This window comes from Pseudomonas sp., assembly GCF_037994325.1.
Classification (GTDB): domain Bacteria; phylum Pseudomonadota; class Gammaproteobacteria; order Pseudomonadales; family Pseudomonadaceae; genus Aquipseudomonas.
Window position 1 is genome coordinate 1 of sequence record NZ_JBBNAH010000663.1, and the last position, 4,501, is coordinate 4,501.

General features: G+C 59.2%; 4 protein-coding genes and 1 pseudogene. 3 read left to right on the forward strand and 2 right to left on the reverse strand.

Annotation, left to right across the window (positions count from 1 at the left end; translation table 11 throughout):
* Both AAAB16_RS21890 and recQ read right to left on the reverse strand, forming a co-directional pair.
* A pseudogene (locus AAAB16_RS21890) lies at nt 1-240 on the reverse strand (peptidylprolyl isomerase); the annotation flags it as partial.
* Nucleotides 241-378: 138 nt separating this feature from the next.
* A complete protein-coding gene (gene recQ / locus AAAB16_RS21895; RefSeq protein ID WP_340665239.1) occupies nt 379-2,514 on the reverse strand; it encodes a DNA helicase RecQ in 2,136 nt (711 codons plus the stop codon).
* A gap of 212 nt (nt 2,515-2,726) precedes the next feature.
* Here recQ and AAAB16_RS21900 point away from each other — a divergent pair, with 212 nt between their 5' ends.
* The 3 genes from AAAB16_RS21900 to AAAB16_RS21910 form a co-directional block, all read left to right on the forward strand.
* Nucleotides 2,727-3,314 (forward strand): YecA family protein, encoded by a 588-nt coding sequence (locus AAAB16_RS21900; protein WP_340665240.1) that lies wholly within the window; start codon nt 2,727-2,729, stop codon nt 3,312-3,314.
* 27 nt (nt 3,315-3,341) lie between these two features.
* A complete protein-coding gene (locus AAAB16_RS21905; protein ID WP_340665241.1) occupies nt 3,342-3,740 on the forward strand; it encodes a YbaN family protein in 399 nt (132 codons plus the stop codon).
* A gap of 171 nt (nt 3,741-3,911) precedes the next feature.
* The coding region (locus AAAB16_RS21910) for a transglutaminase-like cysteine peptidase (protein WP_340665242.1) at nt 3,912-4,501 on the forward strand (590 nt) is incomplete at its 3' end.

The window sequence follows — 4,501 nt, forward strand, 5'->3', positions numbered from 1 at the left end:
ACGGCTGGTATCCACCGCCGCGGTACGCGCACCGTCATACACCGGCGTTTTGCTTGCCCCACGGGAAACCCCTTCGGCGCTGCCCAGGTTTAACTGGCACGGCGCGTCGTAGCAGGCATGGCAGGCCACGCACTTCTCGGTGAGGATGGGTTGTACATCGCGGGTATAAGAAATGGATTCGGCGCCAACCAGCGTTGAAAGAAGCAACAGCACTACGGTGGCGAAAAAACGGTTTGGCATGGGCACTACCTTGAGTCTCAAGGCAGGGAGTTTAACGATACGCCAGGCTTTGCGCAGCCCGGCAAAAGCGCTTTGTGGGCGCGCAATCACGGCCACAACGCCCTAAACACGCCCAGTGCGCTCTAAAAATGCGGTTTCTCAGACTTCGAATTCCGCCTGCAACGCCGCCCTCACGCAATACAGCACCCCCTCTGGCACGCGGCCGGCGAACTGTTCGGCAATAGCAGCCACGGCGGGCAACTCGCCGTCGGCGTCAAGAAAGGCGTCCTGAATTTCACCGAGCAGTTCGGCCGGCAGGTCCAACGCCTGTTCCAGGGATATCTGCTGACGGGTAATGGCTTCAGCAAGCAGTGAGTAGACGTTTTTCTCGGTGCATTTGAGCTGGCCGGCGATTTGTTGCGGGGTCATGCCGGCGCGGGCGAGGCTGACCAGTTCGTGGCGTACATCGACCACCACCGGGGCAATTTCCGCCGCACCGCTGAGCACTTCGAGGAAGGCTTTGCCATAGCGTTCCAGTTTGCGCGCACCAACGCCGCTGACCTCGGCCATTTCCGCCATGGAGCCAGGCTGGCTGCGGAGCATTTCCAGCAGTGTGGAGTCGGGGAAAATAACGTACGGCGGCACCGCATGTTCTTCCGCCAGTTTGCGCCGCAGGGCGCGCAAGGCTTCCCATTGTTCGCGCTCGTCGGCACGCACCAGTTGGCTGGCTGAGCTGCCGCCAGAAGAGGCGCTTTTCGCCGCCAGCTGCGGTTTCAGGTCGCGACGCAGTTCCAGGGACACTTCGCCGCGCAGCAAGGGCCGGCAGCTTTCGGTCAGGCGTAGGCCGCCATAGCCTTCCAGGTCGACATCAGCCAAACCACGCGCCACCAGTTGGCGGAACAGTGAGCGCCACTCGCCTTCGCTAAGGGCCTTGCCCATGCCGAATACGCTCAGGTGCTGATGACCGCTGCTGCGCACTTTTTCGTTTTCTTTGCCCAGCAATACGTCCACCAGATGACCAACGCCATAACGCTGACCGCTGCGGAATATCGCCGACAAGGCCTGGCGTGCCGGCTCGGTGGCGTCCCAGGTTTGCACGTTGTCGACGCAGTTATCGCAGTGCCCACAAGGCGCCGGCAGCTCTTCGTCGAAGTAGCGCAACAACGCCTGGCGCCGGCAGCCAATCTGCTCACACAGGGCCAGCATGGCGTCCAGCTTGTGCTGCTCCAGGCGTTTATGGCGCTCGTCGCCTTCGGAGCTCTGCAGCATCTGTTTTAGTGTGATCACGTCTTGCAGGCCGTAGGCCATCCAGGCATTGGCCGGCAAACCGTCACGGCCGGCGCGACCGGTTTCCTGGTAATAGGCTTCCAGGGATTTCGGCAGGTCCAAGTGGGCGACAAAGCGCACGTTGGACTTATCGATGCCCATACCAAAGGCAATGGTCGCCACCATGATCAAGCCTTCCTCGTTGAGGAAGCGCTTCTGGTTAGCCCCGCGTGTTTCGTATGGCAACCCGGCGTGGTACGGCAACGCCGGAAAGCCTTCGGCACTGAGAAACGCGGCAACCTCTTCAACCTTTTTGCGCGACAGGCAGTACACGATACCGGCATCGCCCTTGCGCTCTTTAAGAAAGGCCAGCAACTGCTTGCGCGGCTGCTCTTTGGGCACGATGCGATAGAAAATATTCGGCCGGTCAAAGCTGGAAAGAAAACGTTCGGCGTTTTGCAGGTGCAGGCGGGTAACGATTTCTTCGCGGGTACGCATGTCCGCTGTGGCGGTCAGGGCAATGCGCGGCACATGGGGGAAGAGTTCGGCAAGCTGGCCCAGTTGCAGGTATTCCGGGCGGAAGTCGTGGCCCCATTGCGATACGCAGTGCGCTTCGTCGATGGCAAACAGGGCGATATCCAAGTCCTGGAGAAACTCCAGCATGCGCGGCTGCACCAGGCGCTCGGGAGCCACGTAGAGCAGCTTGATTTCATTGCGGCGGATGCGGTCGGCGATTTGCCGTTGCTCGGCGGCGCTCAGGGTGGAGTTCAGCGCTACGGCGGCCACACCCAGTTCGTCGAGGGTGGCGACCTGATCTTCCATCAAGGCAATCAACGGCGAAACCACCACGGCCAAACCCGGACGCAGCAAGGCTGGCACTTGAAAACACAGCGACTTACCGCCGCCGGTGGGCATCAGAACCAGGGCATCGCCGCCACTGGCCACGCGCTCAATAATCGCACCCTGACGCCCGCGAAAGCTGTCGTAGCCAAAGACGTCTTTAAGGATGCGCAGAGCCGGTTCGAGCATAAAAACCCCAAGCTGTTGCAGAAGGTGCAAGCACAAAAGCGCCGCAGTATACGTCAGCACCCCCAGGCAATGGACGACGCCTATCGGTGATTAGCAGATGAAAAATCCTGCGGGCGCCGCTCTACGGCGAAAAAAAACTGGCCATCGGCGCCGCGCCAGCCAGCTATACAGGCTAAAATCCTGCGCATTCAGTCCTATTAGGTAGTGCCGTAATGTCCTTCGCCGCGCAATTGACCCGCCTGCAAGCCTTTCTCGACGCCGATGAGTTGCATGAAGAAGCCCTGGACTATGTGGCCGCTCACGGTTTTCTGACCGCCTTGTCGATCTGCACCGTTGAGGTAGCTGAGCGCGAATGGATTGATGCGCTGTTCTCCGAAGCCCCGCACTACCGTGACGACGCCGAGCGCGACGAAATCGAAGCCACGCTGGTTCAACTCAAGGCCCACATCGGCCGCATGCTCGCTGCCGACGATGACCTTGAACTGCCGTGCGACCTGGATCTGGGCGAAGAGCCGGACGATTCCGATATTCGCGGCTGGTGCATCGGCTTTATGGAAGGCGTGTTTATGCGCGAAGCGGCCTGGTTTGAAACCGCCGAAGAAGAAGTCAGCGAGCTGCTGCTGCCAATCATGGTGGGCTCCGGCCTGTTTGACGAAGAAGCCGAATTCGCCGATATCGCCAAAGACCGCGACCTGATGGACGACATGGTCGAGCAAATTCCCGAAGCCCTCACCGCCCTCTTCCTGCTCTGCCAGGCCCCAGACGAAAAACCGGCGCTGCTCAAGCCCCGTCACCACTGAGTCTTTATCCCAAAATAAGGGCTGTGGATGACGCGCCAAGTCCACGAAAACCGTAACCCCGCCATTCGCTACGCGCTGCTGACCATTGGTTGGCTAAGTGTGGTGTTGGGCGTGGTCGGGATTTTTCTACCGGTACTGCCGACTACGCCATTTCTGTTGCTGGCTGCGGGTTGTTTCGCACGCAGTTCCGAGCGTTTTTACAACTGGCTGGTGAACCATCCGAAACTTGGCCCATGGATTCGTGACTACTTGGAAGGCAACGGCATTCCGCTTAAGGGCAAGGTCTACGCCATTGGCCTGATGTGGCTGAGCATCAGCTTTTCCTGCTACCTGGTGCCGATGTTTTGGGCGCGCACGTTTATGTTGACCAGTGCGGTATGCGTGACGATTTATATCCTGCGGCAGAAGACCTTGCGTAAGCCTTAACCCCTGCGATCCGTAGGGTGTGCCGTGCGCACCGAGCGATTTATGCAATAACGCCATGGTGCGCACAGCGCACCCTACGGGATCACCGGCACACCAGAATATTCCCGCTGTCGTTAAAGCAAATTCCCCCTCAACTGCCTAGAATCACTCCATCTTCGGCGGAGACGCGACATGCCCCTTTGGCAGCCCAATCAAGGACGATCCAGACGCCTGCCCTTGGCACGTGTCGGTCTGTCTTTGTTGCTGGCTCTGCTCTTGGGCGTGGCCAGTGTCTATGCCAATTGGGACTTCGCCGTGATCCTGAAAACCGCCGAGAGCCGCTATGGCAATCTCGGTGAGGCGAAAGAACGTATCGTCGCCTGGAGCGACCTGATCAATGTCAGCGGCGACCTGCCGGAAAACGAAAAACTCATTAGCGTAAACAAGTTCTTCAACCGCCAACTGCGCTTTGTTGATGACCAGCGCAACTGGCATCAGGAGGACTATTGGGCCACGCCGCTGGAAGCGCTGATCAAAGGGGCCGGCGACTGCGAGGACTATTCCATCGCCAAATACTTCACCCTGCGGCGCCTGGGCATTCCCAGTGAAAAGCTGCGCATCACCTACGTAAAAGCGCTGAACTACAACCAGGCGCACATGGTGTTGACCTACTACTCCAGCCCCACCGCACAACCGCTGGTACTGGACAATCTGATCGGCGATATTCGCCCCGCCTCGCAACGCAAAGAGCTATTACCGGTGTATTCCTTCAATGCTGAAGG

Excerpts from the sequence above, each read along its gene's own strand:
- recQ (WP_340665239.1), bottom strand. The coding sequence starts at position 2,514 with ATGCTCGAACCGGCTCTGCGCATCCTTAAAGACGTCTTTGGCTACGAC.
- AAAB16_RS21900 (WP_340665240.1), top strand. The coding sequence starts at position 2,727 with ATGTCCTTCGCCGCGCAATTGACCCGCCTGCAAGCCTTTCTCGACGCC.
- AAAB16_RS21905 (WP_340665241.1), top strand. The coding sequence starts at position 3,342 with ATGACGCGCCAAGTCCACGAAAACCGTAACCCCGCCATTCGCTACGCG.